This window comes from Gleimia hominis (genome assembly GCF_002871945.2).
GTDB lineage: Bacteria > Actinomycetota > Actinomycetes > Actinomycetales > Actinomycetaceae > Gleimia > Gleimia hominis_A.
This window is the reverse complement of sequence record NZ_CP126963.1, coordinates 25,376-47,077: the sequence shown is the minus strand read 5'-3', so window position 1 is coordinate 47,077 and position 21,702 is coordinate 25,376. Positions and strand designations below refer to the sequence as shown.

19 protein-coding genes, 1 pseudogene and 1 riboswitch are annotated in these 21,702 nt (G+C 55.4%); of the genes and pseudogenes, 12 read left to right on the top strand and 8 right to left on the bottom strand.

All coding sequences use genetic code 11. The features are described from left to right. Positions 1-1,122: an o-succinylbenzoate synthase gene (locus CJ187_RS00220; RefSeq protein ID WP_233187323.1), complete on the bottom strand. Its 1,122-nt coding sequence runs from the start codon at positions 1,120-1,122 to the stop codon at positions 1-3. Positions 1,123-1,353: 231 nt separating this feature from the next. Between CJ187_RS00220 and CJ187_RS00215 the strand changes: the two genes are divergently transcribed. Next, positions 1,354-2,025 (top strand): hypothetical protein, encoded by a 672-nt coding sequence (locus CJ187_RS00215; RefSeq protein ID WP_146003070.1) that lies wholly within the window; start codon positions 1,354-1,356, stop codon positions 2,023-2,025. Positions 2,026-3,657: 1,632 nt separating this feature from the next. On the opposite strand, the gene CJ187_RS00210 is transcribed toward CJ187_RS00215, so the two are convergent. The 3 genes and pseudogenes from CJ187_RS00210 to CJ187_RS00200 form a co-directional block, all read right to left on the bottom strand. Then, positions 3,658-4,269 (bottom strand): hypothetical protein, encoded by a 612-nt coding sequence (locus CJ187_RS00210; protein WP_102216288.1) that lies wholly within the window; start codon positions 4,267-4,269, stop codon positions 3,658-3,660. Between the two features lie 758 nt (positions 4,270-5,027). Beyond that, a complete protein-coding gene (locus tag CJ187_RS00205) occupies positions 5,028-5,651 on the bottom strand; it encodes a hypothetical protein (RefSeq protein ID WP_146003071.1) in 624 nt (207 codons plus the stop codon). Positions 5,652-5,853: 202 nt separating this feature from the next. Beyond that, positions 5,854-6,875: pseudogene (locus CJ187_RS00200) on the bottom strand (terminase TerL endonuclease subunit); the annotation flags it as partial. Between the two features lie 21 nt (positions 6,876-6,896). Here CJ187_RS00200 and CJ187_RS00195 point away from each other — a divergent pair. Both CJ187_RS00195 and CJ187_RS00190 read left to right on the top strand, forming a co-directional pair. Continuing rightward, positions 6,897-7,052, top strand: a complete 156-nt coding sequence (locus CJ187_RS00195) for an IS110 family transposase (RefSeq protein ID WP_158237718.1) — start codon at positions 6,897-6,899, stop codon at positions 7,050-7,052. Positions 7,053-7,429: 377 nt separating this feature from the next. Further along, positions 7,430-7,783, top strand: a complete 354-nt coding sequence (locus CJ187_RS00190) for a hypothetical protein (RefSeq protein WP_102216291.1) — start codon at positions 7,430-7,432, stop codon at positions 7,781-7,783. Positions 7,784-7,888: 105 nt separating this feature from the next. On the opposite strand, the gene CJ187_RS00185 is transcribed toward CJ187_RS00190, so the two are convergent. Genes CJ187_RS00185 through CJ187_RS00170 form a run of 4 tightly spaced genes read right to left on the bottom strand, consistent with a single transcriptional unit; the run spans position 7,889 to position 11,860 of the window. After that, positions 7,889-8,641, bottom strand: coding sequence for an iron ABC transporter ATP-binding protein (locus CJ187_RS00185; RefSeq protein WP_102216292.1), 753 nt, complete (start codon positions 8,639-8,641; stop codon positions 7,889-7,891). Next, positions 8,638-9,792, bottom strand: coding sequence for an iron chelate uptake ABC transporter family permease subunit (locus tag CJ187_RS00180; protein WP_233187324.1), 1,155 nt, complete (start codon positions 9,790-9,792; stop codon positions 8,638-8,640). The genes CJ187_RS00185 and CJ187_RS00180 overlap by 4 nt, the downstream gene beginning before the upstream one ends. Continuing rightward, positions 9,789-10,838, bottom strand: coding sequence for an ABC transporter permease (locus CJ187_RS00175; RefSeq protein WP_102216293.1), 1,050 nt, complete (start codon positions 10,836-10,838; stop codon positions 9,789-9,791). Before CJ187_RS00175 ends, CJ187_RS00180 begins: the two co-directional genes overlap by 4 nt. Next, positions 10,838-11,860, bottom strand: a complete 1,023-nt coding sequence (locus tag CJ187_RS00170; protein ID WP_102216294.1) for a siderophore ABC transporter substrate-binding protein — start codon at positions 11,858-11,860, stop codon at positions 10,838-10,840. The genes CJ187_RS00175 and CJ187_RS00170 overlap by 1 nt, the downstream gene beginning before the upstream one ends. A gap of 230 nt (positions 11,861-12,090) precedes the next feature. On the opposite strand from CJ187_RS00170, the gene CJ187_RS00165 reads away from it, so the two are divergent. The 9 genes from CJ187_RS00165 (at position 12,091) to CJ187_RS00125 (ending at position 21,700) form a co-directional block, all read left to right on the top strand. Continuing rightward, positions 12,091-13,068: a 1,4-dihydroxy-2-naphthoyl-CoA synthase gene (locus CJ187_RS00165; RefSeq protein ID WP_102216295.1), complete on the top strand. Its 978-nt coding sequence runs from the start codon at positions 12,091-12,093 to the stop codon at positions 13,066-13,068. A 53-nt stretch (positions 13,069-13,121) separates the two neighbouring features. Beyond that, the gene (locus tag CJ187_RS00160; protein WP_102216296.1) at positions 13,122-14,438 is read left to right on the top strand and encodes an AMP-binding protein; all 1,317 of its coding nucleotides are present in this window, start codon (positions 13,122-13,124) and stop codon (positions 14,436-14,438) included. Then, on the top strand, positions 14,438-15,325 hold the full coding sequence (locus CJ187_RS00155; RefSeq protein ID WP_102216297.1) for a 1,4-dihydroxy-2-naphthoate polyprenyltransferase: 888 nt from the start codon (positions 14,438-14,440) through the stop codon (positions 15,323-15,325). The genes CJ187_RS00160 and CJ187_RS00155 overlap by 1 nt, the downstream gene beginning before the upstream one ends. Positions 15,326-15,491: 166 nt before the next feature. Next, a complete protein-coding gene (locus CJ187_RS00150; RefSeq protein ID WP_102216298.1) occupies positions 15,492-16,226 on the top strand; it encodes a PLDc N-terminal domain-containing protein in 735 nt (244 codons plus the stop codon). Between the two features lie 60 nt (positions 16,227-16,286). Continuing rightward, positions 16,287-16,389, top strand: a riboswitch (TPP riboswitch). Between the two features lie 50 nt (positions 16,390-16,439). Then, on the top strand, positions 16,440-17,045 hold the full coding sequence (locus tag CJ187_RS00145; RefSeq protein WP_102216592.1) for an ECF transporter S component: 606 nt from the start codon (positions 16,440-16,442) through the stop codon (positions 17,043-17,045). Between the two features lie 11 nt (positions 17,046-17,056). Continuing rightward, positions 17,057-18,706: an ABC transporter ATP-binding protein gene (locus CJ187_RS00140; RefSeq protein WP_102216299.1), complete on the top strand. Its 1,650-nt coding sequence runs from the start codon at positions 17,057-17,059 to the stop codon at positions 18,704-18,706. Next, positions 18,703-19,461, top strand: a complete 759-nt coding sequence (locus CJ187_RS00135; protein ID WP_102216300.1) for an energy-coupling factor transporter transmembrane component T family protein — start codon at positions 18,703-18,705, stop codon at positions 19,459-19,461. The genes CJ187_RS00140 and CJ187_RS00135 overlap by 4 nt, the downstream gene beginning before the upstream one ends. Positions 19,462-19,715: 254 nt before the next feature. Continuing rightward, complete coding sequence (locus CJ187_RS00130) at positions 19,716-20,435, top strand: hypothetical protein (RefSeq protein WP_146003072.1); 720 nt, start codon at positions 19,716-19,718, stop codon at positions 20,433-20,435. 23 nt (positions 20,436-20,458) lie between these two features. Further along, a complete protein-coding gene (locus CJ187_RS00125) occupies positions 20,459-21,700 on the top strand; it encodes an NAD(P)-binding domain-containing protein (RefSeq protein ID WP_102216302.1) in 1,242 nt (413 codons plus the stop codon). Positions 21,701-21,702 lie beyond the last annotated feature (2 nt).

Below are 21,702 nucleotides of genomic sequence, written 5' to 3'. Positions count from 1 at the left end.
TTATTTTCCCCCGTGCGCGTCTGACTTGAGATTCGCAATCGCTTCAAGGCGGTGCATCCACCTGTTTATGATTTCCTCATGAGGGCCGCGTTCCCCCGTATCAATCAACGTTTCGTCGGGCGCGTGGTCTTGCGCCAATATACTCCCATCTTGAGGGAGCACGGGAGCGCACACGTCCTCAGTAAACATCTGTGCGGTAGCTAACCCACACGCATACTGCAACTGGGGCAATGCTGCTGCGCAAGCCACTGCCCTAGCAATCCCAACTGAGGATTCCAGGGCAGAAGAAACGACTGCTGGCAACCCGGCTTGTTCGCAAATCTCTAGCAGCTTTCTGGCACCCCCTAGTGGCTGCATTTTTACTACCACCAGATCGGCTGCATCAGCCCGCGCTACTGCAAGCGGATCCTCCGCACGGCGCACTGATTCATCAGCAGCCACCGGAACATCCACGCACTTTCGTACCTGCGCTAATTCCGTAACCGTCGCACACGGTTGCTCCACGTATTCCAAGCCCCCTGCCGCTGTGTCTAGGGCCTTCACTGCCGTCACCGCTCGCTCCACCGTCCATGCTGCGTTCGCATCCACACGGACTTTCCCATGGTGCCCCAGAGCTTGCTTAACTGCCGCGACACGTTCCACATCTTCTGATAAGGGTACGCCCGGATCTGCCACTTTCACTTTCGCAGTAGTACAACCACCCGATTGCGCAACTATTCTTTGCGCGCGATCAGGATTCACAACGGGTATTGTCACATTCACAGGAACCCGATCGCGCTGCAATGGCATGGGTGGTTCGTTGATTTCTGCTAGCGCTGCGGCGAGCCACCGGGCGGATTCATGCGGGGAGTAGTTCCAAAAAGGTGAGAACTCCGCCCACCCCATTTCACCGTGCAGCAACAGACCATTGCGAACGTTAATGCGACGGAACCGGTTCCGCAGAGGCAGAGAGTAGTACACAACCCTGTCCACACCTTTAAGCACCCGCCGAGCCGCTGGATGCCACTGAGACGCCGGTACCTCATGCATAACCCGTTTGGTGGCACGTCCGGCACCAACTCTATCTTGATTCTCTGCGCGGTCACAGCTGCAGGCTTCACCCATTGTAGTCACGTCCCCCATTGTCCCTTTTTGGAGTCCAACCGCAAATAGAGTCCAACTGCAAATAATGAGGCCTACGCAAAACACTTCACTAGCACCGCATTGAGGTTATACACTGAGCAGTGTTTCATATGCTATTTAACCAACGAGGGTGGGCACGATGGCTTCATTGAAGAGCCGTAGAAGATGGAGCAATGGGCCTACCAACACGAGTACGTGCGGCACACGCCCAATAACGAAAAAGAGAATATAATGCGCACTTTTTCACGCCAATTTCTTTTAATAATAGTTCTTGTTGTGATCCTATCAGTGTCAGCTATTGTTGCCTGGAGCACGTTAACTAACTCCGCTCACGCGGACAAGCCTAAACTCACCAACCCCACCCTTAATAGTTACGAGCAAGAACACCCTGTGCCAGATCCAGTATTAACCAAGTTAGCACCAGAAATAAGCATGGTTAACGAGGCATATCCGCCAGGTGAGCGCGCCCCATTACTAGCTGAGCTCTTACCTTGGGCGGTTGGTAGCGAGATCGAAGAAATGGACAATTCTACTGTGGTGCTTTCTGCCCCAAAGGATAATCCAGCTGCAAGACAAGTAATAAATAACGATAAGGATCATTCGGATCGCGATTCTCTCTCGAACAAAGTGCGGGTCGTTACTAATAAAGGTGACGTGGCTGTTCTTGCAGCGCATGACTGGGAATGCAAGTGGATAAGTGAATATGTCAGCGCCCGTGAAGCACAAGACAACCCGCGGGCCAAAAAAGCAGAGAAAATGGTGCGTAAATTCCCCCACCTGGAAGCGATTAAGAAATTTAATCCACAATTAGGTAAGGATCACGAAGCTTTTATCTATCCAGACATCTTTACGGAAGACTTGCAGTCAGCGCGCAGTTGGATCGCAAACTCGTGTAAAGAATAGTACTGAGCAACACGAAGCTTCGAAAGCGTGTCTACCAAGAGCTTTTCCCACCCGTGTAATGAAAGCTGGACCTAGAGCTTGAACAACGCACTTAGCATAAAACCCTGCACTTCTTGTGCTTACCTCTAACGAGTTTTCTGACTCCAAAGAGAAGAAGCCGTAGAACTTGTCGGCTACCATGTTGTCGATCTTATTCGATAGCCCGTCCTTGAGGTTGGCTCGCATTCTTGGCTCTACCACAGCTGCGGCCGCTTCCAGTACCTCGCCAGCCGAAGACTCCAGCAAATTAGAGGCGGCGTTCAGGGAGTCAATAAAACTATTGGGAAGCCGGATTTCTACCTACCCACTCTGACCTCATTGTTTTGTCCTTCTACCCTCAGGGGCAGTGTGGTGGGCGAGCACTAACGGTCTACTAACCATCGTTGACATTATCTTCAGAAAAAAGCATGTCCTGGGAACGCCGGCGTAACTTGACGCTGAAGCATTGACAGCTACTCAGAAAACAAGTATTTCACAAGAATAATTATTGCCAGCTACAATCATTCTCGTTTGCGTTAAACCATTAAAAAAGTTTGACGACATACTTCGTAGCATTTGGAAGTCTCTTATTGGAATAGCCGCAGCGTGTGCGGTATTTGTAAATGGAACAGGAATCGCGCTAGCTGATGATCAATCGCAAAGCATCATCACGAACATTTGACGACAACCACACTGTCAACAACTAGCGGCCAAGCCCTACGAGAAAATGCCGGTCTTAGTTTCAACGAGTCTAGCTATGCAGATCCTCTCGCGAGAGCTCTCGTTGAAGATGAAATAGGGCTTTCGGAACAGCAAGCAGACGCGTTGCGGTCTGACAAAGTACCCCTAGTCTAAATCTTGAAAGCTCCGCTGAAGCACTATCTTATGAGGTAGTTTCTGGTGTCTTTTCGTAAGATGCACAGATTTTCAACAGTTTACCTAGCGTTAACGAAGAGGCGGGCACAGTCTCTATACCCAGCCCTGGGACTAGAGAAATGTTTTCCCTAGGGGGGAAAGGCTCACGCAGTTACCGAAGTAGTAAACGGTGTTGCTCGCACTCAAGATAAGAGTGTAAAGGAACACATTAGCGCGGTGTTTCACGTAACGGCAGATGAGTCAGGGCAAATAGTGGGCGTTATTAAAGAAGATGATGTTTCCTTCATGGATTTCAGTTACTCGTTACCAGAAGGATATGGGATCGAAAGCAATCAGATGGTGGTTTTAAGTCATTTACCAAGGAAGGCGCGATAGAAGGTGAAATTGGTACCCCCGAACTTTAGATGCAAACGGAGAAGGGCTGGTGCTTCTCACGCCTTCAACAAGGAGCAAGAAGTATCAGCTCAACATATTAAGTTGTTAAAAGCAGCTTCTCTTCATCATACGAATAGCAATTTATGTATGATGAATGACAGGCTAAGACCGCACGTTTGGATCAGATGTTGTATTCCTAGTTAGGATCGACCACGTAGCCATATGTCCAAGAGTGCACCTACACATAAGATCCCTCAGCTTTTCCGGTATTAATCCAGAAGCTAAAAAGTAACAGCGCTAAGCCAATGATTCCAATTAGGAAAAAGAATACTCTTCCCCCTTCTCAGTACTCGCATTTTATTGTCACTCGAAACATGCCCTGTATACATTTCGTGAGTTAAAGAGTTCGATCGAGAACTGCTGAACCTCTGGGCCCGCAGCTTTTGCTGCGTCAGTAACAGCAGCGTTCAAAGCACTCTTTTTAATCAATCCACGTAAACGTGTCTTCTTGTATATAGAAGACACCTTCTTTGCGAAAGTGACAGCACCACCAACGGTCTTAATGGCCGACTTAATTTTGATAAGTTTCGCAGGACTGAAATTGGTGACGACCGCTAGACCAATTGCAGCCCCACAGGCAATCCAGTTAACGCGCTCTCGCGGTAGTGCGTAATACCAATCTTGCAAAGCTTGCGGATCATCCTTTGCAAGAATCTCATCCGGTATTGACTCAATATGCTGAAACGCATCAAATAACTGCTCTTCGATGAGGTTATCTAACTTTGCATCCCAGTCTGTAGAAATACTATAAAAACCGTCGTTATATATTTTCGTCGAGTTAGATAAGTTTGCCGAATTATTTGTCAGAGAAGCATTAGACTGCTGATACTTCATCTCCTCAATACTCGGTGCAGCAGAAGCAACGCCAGCGGTCGAAGAGGCGAGCGCCAAGCTCACACTTGCTCCGACAATCATGCTTCTTATTTTCTCCTTTCTGCTTGCGTGTCTCACCACCCGCGCCTGCTGGTGGCCTCTGTTCCGTCATAGCCGCTTGACTGTTACGGGGAAAACGTCCTCGTCTTGAAAGATTAAACTAAGCGTGCCATAAGTCCCATTTTCTCGTCAATAGTTTTTCTTCACTTAAATTAACAACAGCCCACGCTCGTCATATGCACCGCCGCCATTATCGCCTTGGCCGCAGGGAACCACCGTGAACCCGGCATCTTCAAGGTTCTGGCTCATTTGGACCGCCCGTCACCGGATGACCACTTGAGGTCGCCCCAAAGAAAAACTATAGTCCGAGCTGATCGCGCGATCATCAGTGCTGCGAGCAGTGTCACCGCGCAGCCAATTCAGGAACCCCATACAGGAATTCTCTTCCAACAAGTGCAGAAAATAGCAGTGGCACCCACCTACAAAGTGGGTGCCCACCACACGATATCGTGTAATAACTACAGGTTAGCGATTGAATATATATTCATGTTCCTAGGGTTCCTATGATTGTTTAAATCACTTTTGCGGTCCACGAGGATTCTCCCTATCGCGGAAGAACATTTTAGAAGCGATTGCCGTTAGCAACATTGACCCCATAATTACAACAATCCAAGAAGTAGGTTCCGATAATGCACCCGCACCTTTAGCTAAACAAACAATTAGCCAAAGCAAGACGAGAATCGTAACGAAAAATCCTAATGAAAACACTAGCTTCGTATTCATATGTGTCATTATCCTGATTAAAATGCACACGAAACGGCGGCAACTGCTAGCGCAGATGCCACAAGAGCGGGTCCACCAAGAGCTTTTCCTGCTCCTGTAATGAAAGCTGGGCCCAGAGCTCGAACAACTGTGGATGCGGCTAGGCCCCAATTCCAAGCAGAAATTGCAGTAGTGATTGCAGTCCAAGTGCCATAAGTAAAGGCCGTTGCAGGAATTCCTAGCCCACCGAGAACAACACACTTAGCGTAAGACCCAGCACTTCTCGTACTTACATCTATTGCGTTTCCGGATTTCAAAGATTGATTAGCTTCATTAAAAGCGTTGGCTACAACATAAAAATCCTCCATCTGTTCCGCGTAACCGTCAGTTACCACAGCACCTTCATTGACCTGATACTTGCCGTTAACTTGGGGTATGTATCTAGTAAATAGGATCTCTAAATCTTGAGCAAATTTTTCTACATACTCATCTGACGTTGTTGATGCAGAGTTGACGTTCATAGAGTAAGTGGAAATGTTTTTAGTATTCACCTCTCCCAGAGGTAATGAGGTTGCCGACGCAATACCTACCCCTGTCAGCGACAAGGCTCCAGCTGCAACAGCAGCGACGAGTGAGTAAAAGATGTTCTTTCTGACTTTCATGTCTTCCTCCTTGTGTGCCTCACCACGAGCACCGTGCTGGTGGCCCCTGTTCCGCCATGATGCTTCTTGGCTATGGCGGGGAAACCTCCTCTCCTTCAAGGAATAAAAATAGTGTGCCATAAGTCCCATTCTCTGGTCAATAGTTTTCTTTCACTTAAATCACCATCAGGCTGCGCTCGTCATATACACCGTCGCCATTATCGCCTTGCCCGCAGGGAACCACCGTGAACCCGGCATCTTCAAGGTTCTGGCTCATTTGGACCGCGCCCCACCGGTCGAACGCGATCTTTCTGATGTTGAACCGTGTGCCGAGCCCCTCGATGAATGCTTCAATCGCATCGTAGTGGACGACGCTTCCCTCAGTGGTCTGCAGGAACCGCTTGTTGCTGCCACAGGTCGTAGGGCACGTGGTTACGAGCGACGCGGAGGTGCAGGTTGTCCTCGGTTATACAAAAGCAGGGCGCGATCACGTATTTCTCGTCATCCTCACCAGGGCTTGGTGGGAAGACGGGGACGAACGCCATGATATCCTTCGTCGAAGCGAAAACCAACCCGCCATAACACGCCCTGTCTTCTAGTTCGGAGAGGTTTACAGGAGCGGCGTTGCTGTTCCAGGTGTGCATGGGCATCCACCGCACCGACTGCTTCCCCCACTGATTCAAACGCAGCTGGCGGAAGGTGTTTTTACCAGCCGGATTCTGGCGCGCCGAGTTACACGCCCCCGCACCTTCTCAATGGGCACGGTTACGTCTAGGGACGGGTTGGCTTTGCACCAGACGTTCCCGTCGGTCCAGTCATCCTCCCGGTCTGCCCCGTAGATTACGGGGTAGAACGTGGGGTCATGCTTCTTACCGGCGATCATGTCCTTGGCTTTTCGTGCTGCTCGAAACAAATCGAATGAGTGTCAGTGCCAGCAGTGGTGATCAAAAAGTAGAGCGGCTGGGTTCATGCGTCCCCGGATCCTTTTCTCATCACATTAAACAAGGCCCTATTCGGTTGAGTGTGCAGCTCATCGAATACGACGCCAGAGGTGTTGAACCCGTGCCTCGAATACGCCTCCGTCGAGAGGAGTTGGTGGGCTTATAAATAATGCGCTTTTGACTTCTTAAAATCTTCCCCCTTTTGGAGAGGGCTGGTGACATGGCAACCATGTCTGCGGCCACCTCTAACACGATCGAAGCTTGCCCACGGTCAGCAGCGCCCCCCATAAACTTCAGCACGCTTGCTGTAGCAGTAGCTAAAACAATGAGCATTACGGTTACCTATTTACCAGGATTAGCAATGCGACGAATTTCTAACTCGTACCAACGCAACGCAAAAACCGACCAGCACGATGCGCTCATAATCGCTCAGGCTGCCCGCACGATGCCACACATTACGATCTTTTCGCGCCTTGGATGAGCAAAAAGCTGAGCTGGGAATGCTCGCTAGATTTGACGATGACCTAGCTCGGCAACTCCCCAAAGCCGGAAAACGTCACAACCAAGCCACCATTGCTCTAGCGCGCAGACGGTTAAAAGTCTCTTCGCCATGATCCGAGACAACTAGCCCTACAAAACCACCCCATCAAACCAGCCACCTAGGACTTGCCGAAAGAGATAGGGGCATCTTACTTTCAACAAGCCTGCTCCCCACCTGGCAAGAAGTACTTAGATCACTCCGCCGCAGGCAAATTTTTTCCCTAGTCACAAGCGCAATTTAGTCGATGCCTAAGCTACGCCAGCAGATTCTTTGTATCTAATCCGCTCCCGTTCCCGACCCTGCGATAGACTTCAGGCATGTTCTTTTTCGCGTTCATCCTGGGCGTACTCAGCCTGGCTGCCACCGTTTACCTCCGCGTCGGGTCACCGCGATCACGGTGGTGGGAACGCACTGACGGGATTATCGACGAAACCTTCGCGTTCCTCTTCCTCCCCGCTCTAAGTGCCCTACTGCTCGGGCTAGTTCTTGTGGGCGCCGGCATGCTCTCCGGTTCACTACCTGCACTGCGCATCATTTTCTTCATACTTGGAGGCGCCAGCGCCCTCATCGGCTTAATCGGCTCTCTAATGGGACTGTTCAACGCCCAAACACCCCGCTGGCTCCTACCGAAATGGCGGATCAACAGCCCGTACAGGAAAAAGAATAAGTGATAACCGATCACGATTAGCAGACGGAAATCCGTCGATCGCACAGTTATTTTTCGGCAAGCACCACCCAGCTAATGCTCCCACGGGTCTTCAAAACCATTTGACCAACTAGTAGACGGCCACGGGGCCGCGCGGACCCTCAATAACCTCAATCTCGCAAGAAAAAATGTCAGACAAGATCTGCGGCGTCATAATCTGCTTTGGCGTACCCAGGCAATACACTTCCCCATCTTTCATCGCGCAAATCTGATCTGCGTACCGCGCAGCAAAATTAATATCGTGCAACACCATTAAAATCGTGCGATCAAACTTGTCCGCAGCACTCCGCAAATGCCGCATCATCTGCACCGAATGCGCAATATCTAAGTTATTCAACGGCTCATCCAGCAGCACATACTCTGTCTCCTGCGCCAGCACCATCGCCACGTACGCGCGCTGCCGCTGCCCACCAGAGAGCTGATCAAGGTACCGAGACTCCAGGTCCTCAAGCCCTAAAAAATCAATATAACGCGAAACAATCTGCTCATCTTCGGCGGTCAACCGGCCATGCGAATAAGGGAACCGCCCAAAACCAACCAGCTGGCGCACAGTCAAGCGGGTAACAAAATGATTCTCCTGCTTCAAAATCGCCAAAATCTTCGCTAAATCCTTCGACTTAGTAGTAGACACGTCGTAGCCCGCCACTTCAATCGCACCCGCATCCATATCAAGCAGCCGGCCAATCATATTCAACAACGTAGACTTACCCGCCCCATTCGCCCCAATCAGCACCGTCAAACCACGCTGCGGAATCTGAATATCAAGCGGACCAATCTGAACAGTGGTGGAATAATCCTTACGTGCCCCGCGAATATCAATCACAAGTACCCCTTCTTCACGATCACCACGAGGAACGTTAATCCCCCCACCATCTCAATAATTATCGAAACCACGCCCTGCGCGTAAAACACATGGTTCATCAGAAAATACGCGCCCGTAAGAATCGCGAACCCAATCGCAATCGCCATCGGGAACAAGTAGCGATGATCGTACGTGTCTGCCGCCTGATACGCCAAGGTGGCGGTCAAGAACCCGAAAAACGTTAGCGGCCCCACCAGCGCCGTAGACACCGCCATCAGCACCGCCACCAGCGTGAGCACGTACACACTCCCCCGCCGGTGGTTAACCCCCAGGCTCGTGCATGCCTCGCGCCCCAGGGCAATCACGTTCAACTGGCGCGAATACGCGTACAACGCAACTCCAGCCGCCAACACCAACACAAGTGCATACGGGTAATAAGACCGGTCCGCGTTATTAATAGAACCAAATAGGCGCGCTTGCAGCACGTCGAACTCCGACGGCAGCAACATGCGCCGCATAAACGAAGCCATCGCCGCCAAACCCGAACCAAGCACGATCCCCACCAGCAGCATCACCTGCATATTCCCGCGCCTGCCAGACAGCAACCACGAGTACAGAACCACTGCCAGCACCACCATGGCCGCGACCTGCAGCAAAAAAGGCCCCACACCGGTGAACGCCACGAGCGCCCCAAGCCCCAAGAAGTAAACCGTGGCCGTGTGAATAAGCGTGTACAAGGCTTCGAACCCAATGATCGACGGCGTTATGATCCGGTTCGCCGTAACCGTTTGAAACGCTACCGTCGCCAACGCGTGACACACTGCTGCGAACGCGATCGCAACTAGCCCGTCGGCCCTAAGGCGTGCCACAATCCAAAACCCAGGTTTCGTAACCGGCACCGGGTTGTTGTACAGCAGCAAACCCGCTGCGAACAGTACTCCCAACCCACCAATCAGCGCCAGCAAGGCGAAGTACCGCCTGCGTTGAAACGGACGTGCAAACGCGCCCACCTGGCGCTGCTCGCTGCGCGCCGCTACAGGCTCGCCCCCCACGCTGCCCACCTGGAGGTCCACGCGCGCGCTATTCGCTGGGCTTTTAACGCGCCATCTTTCGCGGCTACCAGTGTTTCCACGCACCCGTTCGCGGGTTTGTAAACTACTGCGTACACTCACATCGATCGCCTCCGGTACAAAATCAGGCCGACGAACACAACTGCGCCCAGCACTCCAAGAATGAGGGACACGGGTACCTCAAACGGACGGATAACCGTACGGGCCAGTAGGTCGCACACCGTCACCAGACAAATCCCAACCAAACACACCCAAGGCAAGTTTGAACGCAAGTCATCGCCTCGAACAAGCGAAACCATATTCGGCACTATCAACCCCAGGAACGGTAAGTTCCCGACCACCACCGTTACCACGCCCGTCGCGACCGCGATCACGCCCGTGCCAAACGTGACGATCCGGTTGTAGTTCACACCCACGTTCGTCGCAATGTCCTCCCCCAGGCCCGCAATAGTCAACCGGTCCGCAGAGATAAAAAAAATTAAAGTGACCACCACGATTACCCACAAGAACTCGTACCGCCCCTTGAGGATCGTGGCGAAACTACCGGCAAACCACACCCCAATGGACTGCAGCAGATTCGTTTTCAACGCAATGAATGTGGAGATTGAACTCACTACCGCGCCAAGCATGATCCCAATAATCGGCACTATCAACGACGAACGGAGCGTGACGCGCCTCAAGAAACTAAAAAACACCATGGTGCCGACGAATGCGAAAATAATCGCCCCCGCCATGCGCGTGACAATCGACGCATTCGGCACGGTTGCGAGCACTAGCAGCAACCCTAAACCGGCCCACTCCGTGGTGCCAGTGGTGGTGGGCTCTACGAACTTGTTCTGCGTCAGCAGTTGCATTACTAAACCGCACATCGACATCGCGGCCCCCGACAGCACCAGGGCAATGGTGCGAGGAATGCGGGTGATTTGGAAGATAGCAGCACCGTCGGCTTGCCCGTCCACATCGTACACGCCGGTGCGCAGCGACAAGTAGATGAGCCCTACCGTAACCACTACGCCGAAAAGTAGTGGCCACGTGAACAGGCGTCCGCGCGAACGCACCCCCTTGCGTGTAGGGCCACCCTTGGGAGTGGGTGCACCCTTGCGTGTGGGGGCGTTCTGCGCGGACACCGCGGTGCTAGCTGTGTGCATTAGGAGTTGAGTGCCTCAGCGAGTTCTTCGAACACCTTAGTTATGGTTTGCTGGGACTCGTTGGTGTACGTGTCGTTCGGCGCGTAGTAAATGTGTTTTTCTTTCACGGCAGTCACGTTCTGCAAAGCCGGCGAGTTGTCGATTACGTCGCGAGCCGGCTTCGAATCTGAATCTGAGATCGCTGCGTCACGGTCTAGAACCAGCAGCCAGTCGGGGTTCGCCTGCGCAATCGCTTCAACAGAAACCTCGTCTCCCTTGTGGTCGGAGGATTCCCCTTCAACGTGTTCCAACGCGGGTTTCCAATCGAAAATCTCAAAGAATGGGCCAAAGAAACGCCCCACGTGCGGCGCGATGTAACCGATGTTTCCGCCCGACACGTTCAGGGACATCACGGTTTTGTCCCCAAGTTTCTTACTTGCTTCCTTGAGGTCTGCGATTGAGGTGTCGAACTTGTCGTTCAGTTCTTTCGCTTCATCTTTCTTTTGGAAAATGTCGCCCAGGATCGTGTTTGCCTGCTTGAGACCGTCCACGAGCGCTTTGCCGGATCCTTCTTCGTCGAGTTTCAAGTTCAGGTCGATGACCGCTGCGGACGGCGCGATTTCTTTAACTTTGTCGTAGTATTTTCCGAATCGCTGCCCAACGATCACCAGGTCGGGATCTTCCGCCGTGATAGCTTCCAGCTTTGGTTCTTTATGATCGCCAATATCCGTGATGGAGTCGTCTTTAACAAACGGGTTGTCGGCGGGCATCACGGATTTCGGTACTGCAGCTGGTTTGATTCCCCAGTCCGCAAGCGTGTCGTACGTGCGGTTGTCGAGTGCCACAACTTTTTTGGGGTTTACCGGTACCTCCACTTTTTCGCCCCGCATGTCCGTAATTTCTACGGTTGAGGCGCTAGAAGCGTTCGCGTCTTTTGTTCCGTCGGCGTCGTTGCTGTTGGAGGTGGAGGAGCTGCAGGCTCCGAGCATGAGCGCACCCGTAGCGACGATTGCTGCCAGGTTCATCATTTTCTTATTACGCATGTTTTCCTTTTCTAGACTCTGCAGTCTGGGTCGATGCGGCGTCTGTGCGCCGCCGGCCTAAATGTGCACTTGAAAACATGTTTCTTCCTTTGGTCGCGGGAGAAACACTAGCTAAGTAGCGCGACATTCACCGCGAGGTTACCATAGCCTAACCTTAAGTTGCGACCGGGGCGTGGTGTTTCACATTTACGTTTGAGGCTGTGTGCCGCCTAAAGATTAGACTAGAGGCCATGACGGCTTTACCTTTTGTTTCGGACACTTTTACGCCGCAGCGGTGGCGCACGGTGGAAGGGTTTGATTTTACAGACATTACGTATCACCGAGGGATTAGTCGCGGTGAGGGCGATGGCCGCCCGGCGGGGGCGGACCTGCCTGTGGTGCGGATAGCGTTTGACCGCCCATTGCTGCGCAACGCGTTCCGCCCGCACACGGTGGACGAACTCTACCGAGCGTTGGACCACGCGCGGCAAACCCCGACTGTGGCGGCAGTTGTCTTGACCGGTAACGGCCCCTCCCCTAAAGATGGGGGCTACGCGTTTTGCTCCGGTGGAGACCAGCGGATCCGCGGTAGGGCCGGTTACCAGTATGAACAATCTGAGGTGGGGGAAGACGCGCCCACGGCGAAGCGGCGGGAAGCGATTGACCCGGCGCGGGCTGGGCGGTTGCACATCCTGGAGGTTCAACGACTGATCCGGACGATGCCCAAGGTTGTTATCGCCGCGGTTCCCGGGTGGGCGGCCGGGGGTGGGCATTCACTGAACGTGATTTGTGACTTGTCGGTGGCTTCGCTTGAGCACGCCCGGTTTATGCAAACGGATGCGAACGTGGGGTCTTTTGACGGTGGGTACGGGTCCGCGCTGCTGGCCCGCCAGGTGGGTGACAAACGGGCCCGCGAAATATTTTTCCTCGCCCGCGAATACGACGCACAAACCGCGCAGCAGTGGGGTGTGATAAACGAAGCCGTACCCCACGCACAATTAGAGGACAAGGCTTTAGAGTACGCGGCAATCATTGCGACGAAATCGCCTCAGGCTATTCGAATGCTGAAGTTCGCGTTCAACCTGGCGGACGACGGGTTGGCGGGCCAGCAGGTGTTTGCGGGGGAAGCAACGAGACTGGCGTATATGACAGAGGAAGCGCAGGAGGGCCGGGATGCGTTTGTTGAACGGCGCAACCCGAACTGGGCAGATTACCCGTATTACTATTAGGAGCCGTGCGCGCTCTACTTGCTGGCGAGAGAGATTTATTAAGGTGATGTGTTTTGAGTGATCCACAGTTGATGCTGGTGCCTGGAAGTACGGCCCCGTTCGCGTTGACCCGCACGTATTCGGCTATTCATAAATTGTGGGAGTTTTTTGAGCGGGAGGAAAAAACGGGGCAGGTCAGAGCGCAGTGGATTATTGTTGCGCCCCGCCCAGACAAGCAGTGCTATCCGGACGTGCTAGCGGATAATGCAGCAGCGTTGCAGGCGCGATTCCGTGCGGTTCCTGAAGACGTGGACGTAATTGTGGAGACGTCTGGATCAGCCACGGGTTCGCCGCATTTGGTGGGCTTGTCGTACTCGGCTTTGGTGGCAAGTGCGCGGGCGACCCACGAGGTGTTGGGGGGCCCGGGCCGGTGGATTACCGCGTTGCCTGCGTATCACATTGCGGGGTTGCAGACGCTGGTGCGCTCATGTGTGGCGGGTACGTCCCCGGCGATTGCGGATATGTCGAATGGTTTTAGCGCGGACAATTTGGTGCGCGCATGCCGCTCAGCTTTGCCGAGTTCGGGTAACAACCCGACTGGGCGCACGTATCTTTCGCTGGTGCCAAAGCAGTTGCGTGACGCGCTCGATACCGGTGGGGAGCTGGTTGACCTGCTGGGGCAGTTGGATGCGATTCTTGTTGGCGGGTCTGCGTTTGACCCGCAGTTGCGTGAGCGTGCCACCGAGGCAGGGCTGACGGTTGTGGCCACCTATGGGATGACGGAAACCGGGGGTGGGTGCGTGTACGATGGCCGCCCGCTGCCTGGTACGCGCGTGCGTATTGAGGACGGGTGCGTTGAGTTGGCGGGTAACACACTGTTTTCCGATTATATTGACGCGCCCGGTAGTGCCCAGATTTCGCTTGAGGGCACCACTCGGTGGTTGCGTACCGGTGACCGGGGGCGGTTGCACGATGGTGAGTTAACTGTGTTGGGCCGGGCTGACGATGTGATTATTTCCGGTGGAGTGAACGTGGATCCGACCCAGGTGGAGCACGCGATCGCGGCCACGTGCCCTGAGGTGGACCAGGTGTGCGTGGTGGGTCTGCCCGACCCGATTTGGGGACACGTTGTAGCGGCTGCAATCACGTTGAAAACCACGCCTGAGGCGGCAGAGAGCTCGGAGGGGGTTGGGTTTGACGCCGCGGCGGCCAAAGAGTGGGGGCCGCGGTTGCGTGACCGCGTGGGGGACGCATTGGGAAGAGACCAAAGTCCACGTGTCGTCGCAGTAGCCGCGCAGCTCCCCACCACGGGTATCGGAAAGATTCCCCGCAAGCAGGTGCGTACCCTGATTGAGCAAGCCCGCAAAGATGGAAAGGTGTGGGAACGCTAATGGCTTCCTTGAACGATTGGGTGGAGGGCGCGCGCCTGCGTACCCTCCCGGCTGCTGCAGCGCCAGTGTTTATTGGTATGGGCGGGGCCGCGTACCTGGGTGGTTTCTCTTTCTGGCGGTCTGCACTGGCCTTGCTGGTGGGCCTTTTACTGCAGGTGGGGGTGAACTTTGCGAATGATTACTCCGATGGCGTGCGGGGCACGGATGAGCACCGGTCGGGACCGCCACGCTTAACTGCCGGGGGTGGAGCGAGCCCACGTACCGTGCTGACTATAGCCCTGTCGTGTTTTGGTTTGGCGGGGCTGCTGGGCCTCGTACTGCTGTGGATTTCCGGCCAGTGGGTACTGCTGATTCCCGGTGTGGCAGCGGTGGTGGCCGCGTGGTTCTACACGGGTGGACGCCATCCGTACGGCTACATGGGGGTGGGCCTGTCGGAGCTGTTCGTGTTCCTTTTCTTTGGTTTATTCGCCACAGTTGGGACCACGTGGGTTCAAGTTCCCTCCGCACCTGCCCGCCTGTGGGTTGGCGCTACCGGCGTAGGGCTATTGTCGATCGCCCTGCTGTTCATTAATAACATTCGCGATATCCCAACCGACAAGCTTTCGGGCAAGCGTACTTTGCCGGTGCGCCTGGGGGATTCCCGGTCGCGGCTAGCGTATTACGGCCTGGTTATTATCGGAGTGTGCGCGGGCACGGTTGCGGCCCCTGGGTTTTTAGGCAGCTTGTGCACGCTGGTGGTACTTGCCGCACTTGCGGTAATAGCTGCTCGTCCGGTTTGGCAGGGAGCGAGTGGACGCGATTTGCTGCATCCATTGAAGATGACCGGGATCCTCACCCTCGCCTACGGCCTGCTAGTTGGCGGGTTCTTAGCGCTGGCCGGTTTCTAGCGGCGGCTTTTCCCTAGCGCTGGCCGGTTTCTAGCGTTGACGCACCGGCCTTTCCCAGCAGTCCGGCGCTTTGCCGCTGGCATCATCCACGGGTTTTGCGGCGCTGTTCAGCATTCAATCAGCGCATGTGGGTACACTGGGGCAGTAGTCGTTTTGAGAGGACATAATGGGGCGGATACTTCTGATTGCAGCCGCGATTGCGTTGGCGATCTATGCGATTGCAGATTGCGCCCGCACCCCTAACGACCAAATGCCCGCTCACCTTCCGAAACCTATTTGGCTCCTAATAATTTTGTTAACCACCCCACTGGGGCCAATTGGGTGGATTATTATTTCACGGGTCATGAGGGCAGAGAACAATGGTGGCCGGCTCGATGCCAGTATCTGGTCTTCGGACGAGTCCTCTATTCAAGGCATCCAGTTTGGACATCAGCACAACCGGCCCCCGCGTGATCTGGGGCCAGATGATGACCCGGAGTTCTTGTGGCGGTTAGAAAAGGAACTGCGGGCAGAGCGTCAAGCCCGTAAGAATGCTAACCAGGAACCGGATCTACCGCGGGAGCAACAGCCTCAGGAAAATAATGGTGCTACGCCGGAGAGCAAAAAATCTGACACCAAACCGAACGCGACCGATGACGTCGAAACCGACCCCGCTGACGAGACTGACCCCAACGCGGCCAATGACGTCGAAACCGGCCAGACCGAAAATATCGGCGTGCCAGAGGACCAGCCGGATGTGAACAAGCCAGATGCCGACCTACCGGATGCGGACCAGCCTACTTGTCGCAACGAGATTTTGGATGGCGAGGCAAACGCGCGCGAGACAAACGAAGGTGACGTCGACGAGGATGACGATGCGCGTGCGAACAGGTGCGATAATGACCCGGACGAGTCGCGGTAGTAGGCTTATCTTCCGCTGTGGTTTTTAATCGAAGAGCCGCGGTGGTTTCTGTTAACCTAAAGAAGCAATCACGGGAGCCGGATGGCTGAGAGGAAGGCCACGACCTTCGACCGTCAAACCTGATCTGGGTAATGCCAGCGCAGGGAGACCTCTTCACACGCCCACTCGGGTGGGCTTGTACCCGTGCCCACCGATCAACTGAAAGGGCACAAAATGAGTAACCAAGAAGACCTCACGAAACCTGTTTCTTCCCAGGGGTGGCGCGTAGTAGACATTGTGGTCGCCGCTATTCTAGGTATTGCCACGGGACTGATTTTTTTCGCGTGGAACTCAGTTGGGTACGCGTGGTACAAATCCATGGACGCGGTAACACCCGGGTTCGGTGGGATAGCCACGGGGATCTGGTTCTTGGGCGCACCTTTGGGTGCGTTGATTATTCGCAAACCTGGTGCCGGGATTTTTGTTGAGGTCCTAGCTGCTTGTGTGTCAGCGCTGCTGGGTAACGTGTGGGGAATCACCACGCTGTACTCGGGGTTGGCGCAAGGTATCGCCGGTGAGATTCCGTTCCTAGCGACGCGGTACCGCAAGTTCTCGCTCCCAATCGCTCTGGCGTCCGGCGCTCTGTCGGGTGCGGGCGGTTGGTTCCTGGAACTGTTCATGTCCCCCAACCTGCCTAAGGGCCTAGCGTACAACTCGATTTACCTGGTGACGCTGTGCATTTCTGGACTGTTCTTGGCGGGCCTGCTGGGGTACCTGCTGGTCGCGGCGCTGCGCAAGACGGGGGCGTTAGCGGCATTTAACTCTGGACGCCAGTCGTAGAACAAGGGGCGTTGACGTTGATCCGAGCCACCGACTGGGGGTACACGTTTGAAGGTCAGACATGGCCTGCGGTTCAGCATATTGATTTTGAGGTAGAGCAGGGTGAGCGCGTACTTCTACTGGGCCCGTCTGGGAGTGGTAAATCCACTTTGCTGACAGCGTTGGCTGGGTTGTTGGGGTCGCAGCACGACGGAGTTGAATCGGGTTCTTTATTGATTGACGGCGTGCATCCCTCGCGCATGAAGGGCCAGGTGGGCCTGGTGATGCAGGACCCGCAGTCCCAAGTCATTTTGCAACGCGTGGGTGATGATGTTGCGTTCGGACTTGAGAACATGGGAGTTAGCCCAGACCGGATTTGGCCCCGGGTTGAAGCTGCGCTACAAGAAGTTGGGCTTGAGGTACCCCTGAATCGGCCCACTGCAGCGCTGTCCGGCGGGCAGCAGCAACGCTTGATCTTAGCCGCTACCCTAGCGATGCAGGACGAGCACCATCGGATCCTGTGCTTAGACGAACCGACCGCTAACTTAGACACGGAAGGTATCGCGGAGATTCGTGATGCCACTAAGCGGGCGCTGACTGCGGACGCGACCCTCATTATTGTGGAACACCGGGTGGAACCGTGGCTGGACGTGGTGGACCGGCTGATTGTGATTGGTCACGACGGAGTCATTGCGGACGGACCGGTGCAGGAAGTGCTGGAGGCTGAGGCACAGCGTCTGTTAGATGCGGGCGTGTGGGTGCCGGGCAACCCGACTGGCTTGTCGAAACGAGATTCGTTTTCTTTAGGCACAACCGCGGGTTCTTCTTCTGCGGGTTCCAGTTCGGTTTCTTCGAGCTCAGAATCAACTTCGTTCCCCACGTGTTTACGCACAGTTGATCTAACGACGGGCCATGGCAAGCACGTGGTTTCGACAGGTTTGGACCTAAAGGTGGAGTCCGGAGTTTCCACGGTGATCACGGGGCCGAACGGAGTGGGGAAATCTACCCTCGCAATGACGTTAGCGGGTTTGTTACCCCCCGTGTCCGGTCGGGTGGAAGCCACTGAGGTTCTGGACCCACCTAAAGGCCGCTTAGAGATCGCCAAGTGGGCGTCTAAGGATTTGTTGACGCGTGTGGGCACTGTGTTTCAGCAGCCGGAGCACCAGTTTGTGGAATCCACGGTGGCGCGTGAACTTGAGGTGGGGATGCGGGCCCTCGGGTGGGACGATAAGCGCATCGGGAAGCGGCGTGACTACCTGCTGGACATGCTGCGGATGACGGATCTGGCGGACCGTAACCCGTTCCAACTCTCGGGTGGGCAGGCGCGGCGCTTGTCGGTAGCGACCGTGTTGGCAACGTCGCCGAAAGTGATGATTTTGGACGAACCAACGTTCGGGCAGGATCGCAACACGTGGTTGGGGTTGTGCAAATTAATTCAGGAGTTGATTGATGAGGGCCACGCGGTGGTGTCCGTAACACACGATGAGGAGTTCATTGACGTGCTGGGAGAACGCCACATTCACCTCGACTCCGGTGGCGACCACCCGGAACCTGGACACCGGGGGACCGTCACCGCAAGCGGCTCCCAACCAAACTCCACTGAAACTGGGGTCCGCATTGACTCCGTAGAACCTGATAGGGGCGGGGCGCGCACCGCTTTTGAGGCGGGAGGGCGAGCATGAAAACTCGGTTTGATATTTTGAACCCGGTGTCCCGCCTGGGGCTTACCCTACTGTTGTCCGTACCGATTTTGATCACGTTGGATTGGGTGAGTGCGAGCGTCATGTTCGCACTTTTAGTGTGCGCGTTCGCGTGGGCACGCGTGCCGTTTCTGTGGCTTTTAAAACGCGCACTGGGCCTGTCAATTGTCGCTTTGCTTGCCGCGGTTTCGATGGCCTTGTACGGGAAGGTGGAGGGCACCGTCTGGTTCTCTTGGGGGTTAATCACCGTGTCTGAACGGTCGGTAATCCTTGCAATAGCGGTGTTTCTACGCGTTCTGGTGCTGGGGTTAACTGCAATCGTGCTGCTGGGGAGTGTGGATGCCACCCGGATGGCGGATGGTCTGGCCCAACGCGTGCACTTGCCGGCCCGGTTTGTACTTGGCGTGCTGGCTGCGGTGCGGATGGCAGGTTTGTTGTCTGAGGATTGGCGGACTATGGCGATGGCCCGCCGCGCGCGCGGCTTAGGCGACACGGGGCGGTTACGGCGCTGGCTAACCATGGTGTTCGCGCTGCTAGTACTGGCGATTCGGCGAGGCACGAAGCTCGCTGCTGCAATGGAGGTGCGCGGTTTTGACCAGGGTACCCCCCGCACTTGGGCGCGCCCATCGACGTTCCACCGGGCCGATACGATCGCGTTCGTTCTGGCGATTGCGGGGTCAGGGATCGCACTTGGATCTGCCGTGTGGGCGGGCACATTCTGGACCGTGCTGTCGTGACCACTTTTGACCCCGCTGCCAACCGCACCAGGAGCAGCACGCCTAGCCACCACCACACGCGCGACACTGGCGGGCAAAGCTCCGGCTCCACTCAGCAAAGTGCCAGCCAAGCTACCTCGCAGCACACCCCACCCCAAGCTGCCTGTCGGCAAAAGGCACCTCGGTCTCTGTGCCAGCTAAACGCACCCCAAGATGCCTCGCGAAAAACACAGCTTGAGTTACCCCGCGATTTTGAACAGTTAGTGGACCGTATTGTGCGTGCAGCGCGAAGCGATTTTGCATCGCAACCCACCCCGTCCGCAACACAACCCCGCGCGTTAGACCCGCAACACGGCATTTCAACTGCACCTCACCCTGCGTTACCGCCGCTCCCGAACGCCTTCCCGCTTGTGCTTATCGATGGTGGTTCCGGGAGTGGGAAAACCACACTCGCGCAACAGCTATTTGAGGCGCTTCGCCCCTACGCTCCGAGGTTGCAGCTGGTTCACTTAGATGAGTTCTACCCCGGTTGGCATGGTCTGGCTGCCGGTTCGCAGATTCTTGAATCGAATATTCTCAGGTACCGCTTTGAAACCCCAACAACTCAGAACGCGCCACAACCGCCTCATGCGACCCCGGCACATCCTCCAACTGACTGCACTTCCCCCCGCGCCAAAGCGCACGGCAACCATGACGAGCCGGGTTATTTTCGTTGGGACTGGGAGCATAACGAACCCGGCTCTTGGGTTCGGGTTCCCGCGGACGTGCCTTTAATTGTGGAGGGGTGTGGGTCCCTCACCCGCGTTAGCCGCCGGTATGCATCTACCGGAGTGTGGATGGCGGCGGACCCTCAGGCGCGTAAAAAACGGGCATTAACCCGCGACCGGGGTGCGTTCGATGCTTGGTGGGATATTTGGGCAGCGCAGGAATCCGCGCACTGGGCGGCGAACGCCCCCTGGGAGCTGGCGGACGTCACGGTCAACATGCTGCGGTGAATACTTGCCGCTAGGGTTGTGGTGTGTACGTAAGTGTTATTGTAATTGGCGCTGGAGGGGCCGGTTTGTCCGCGGGCTACCACCTCAAACGCCGGGGATTCACCCGCGCTACTCTACCCCCTAATATCACGACACCGCGGCCCGCCACTTGCACAACCCATGCCCCCACCCCCACTTATTTGATCCTAGACGCGGAAGAGGCCGCAGGTGGTGCCTGGCTTCACCGCCCCGATTCGCTAACTATGGCTACGTTAAACGGTATTTTCGACCTGCCGCATTTCAGTGTGAAGCAAGCGGGACTGCCGGACGTGAACACACCCGCGAACCAGGCGGTACCCAAGTATTTCGCTGCGTTTGAACAAGCGAAAAACCTGGGGGTCGTGCGCCCCGTCACGGTTACTAGTGTTGAGGCGATCGCGCTTTCGGATACTCCCGCTTCCGCAGCTACCCCCGGCGGCACCATTACCACTGGCGGTCCACACTCGAAGAGCGAACCGAGCATTCCCATCTCGACGGACCTACCTGGCAGCCCCAACTCGAAGGACCGACCGGGTTTTCGTGTCCGCACTAGTGCGGGTACTTTCACGTGCGCAGCGATTATTAATGCGACGGGCACGTGGAATAACCCGGTTCGCCCGCATTACCCGGGGATGGATACTTTTGCGGGAGTGCAGCTGCATTCGCGTGATGTGCGTGACGCAGAGAACCTACCTGGCCCCGTGGGAGTTGTAGGTGGGGGTATTTCTGCAGTGCAGCTGCTGGAGCAGGTTTCGCGGACGCAGCGCACCGCTTGGTATACGCGCCGGCCACCCGAGTTTTTAGATACCCCGTTTCGAGGTGAATTCGAGGGACGCGAAACCATCCGCCGGGTTACCCAGCACACTGAGGCAGGCGGGGCTCCCCGGTCAATCGTGTCGTTCACGGCGTTGCCATGGACAGATTACGCACGGGCCGCGTGGCAGCGGGGAGCACTTAAACGCCGCCCCATGTTCACCGAAATTAAACCCAAAGGGGTGGTGGAGGCAGACGGTTCGTTCACAACCCTGAACGCGATCGTGTGGGCCACAGGGTACCGACCCGCTCTCAAGCATTTAGCGCCCCTCAAGTTAGAAAACGAGCAGGGCGGAATACCGATGGATGACACACGGGTGCGTAAGTACCCTAACCTGCACCTAGTGGGATACGGCCCCAGCCAATCCACAGTGGGTGCCAACCGGTTCGGCTGGCGCGCCGCCTTAGCCGTATCCCAATACCTCAAGGTCTAAGA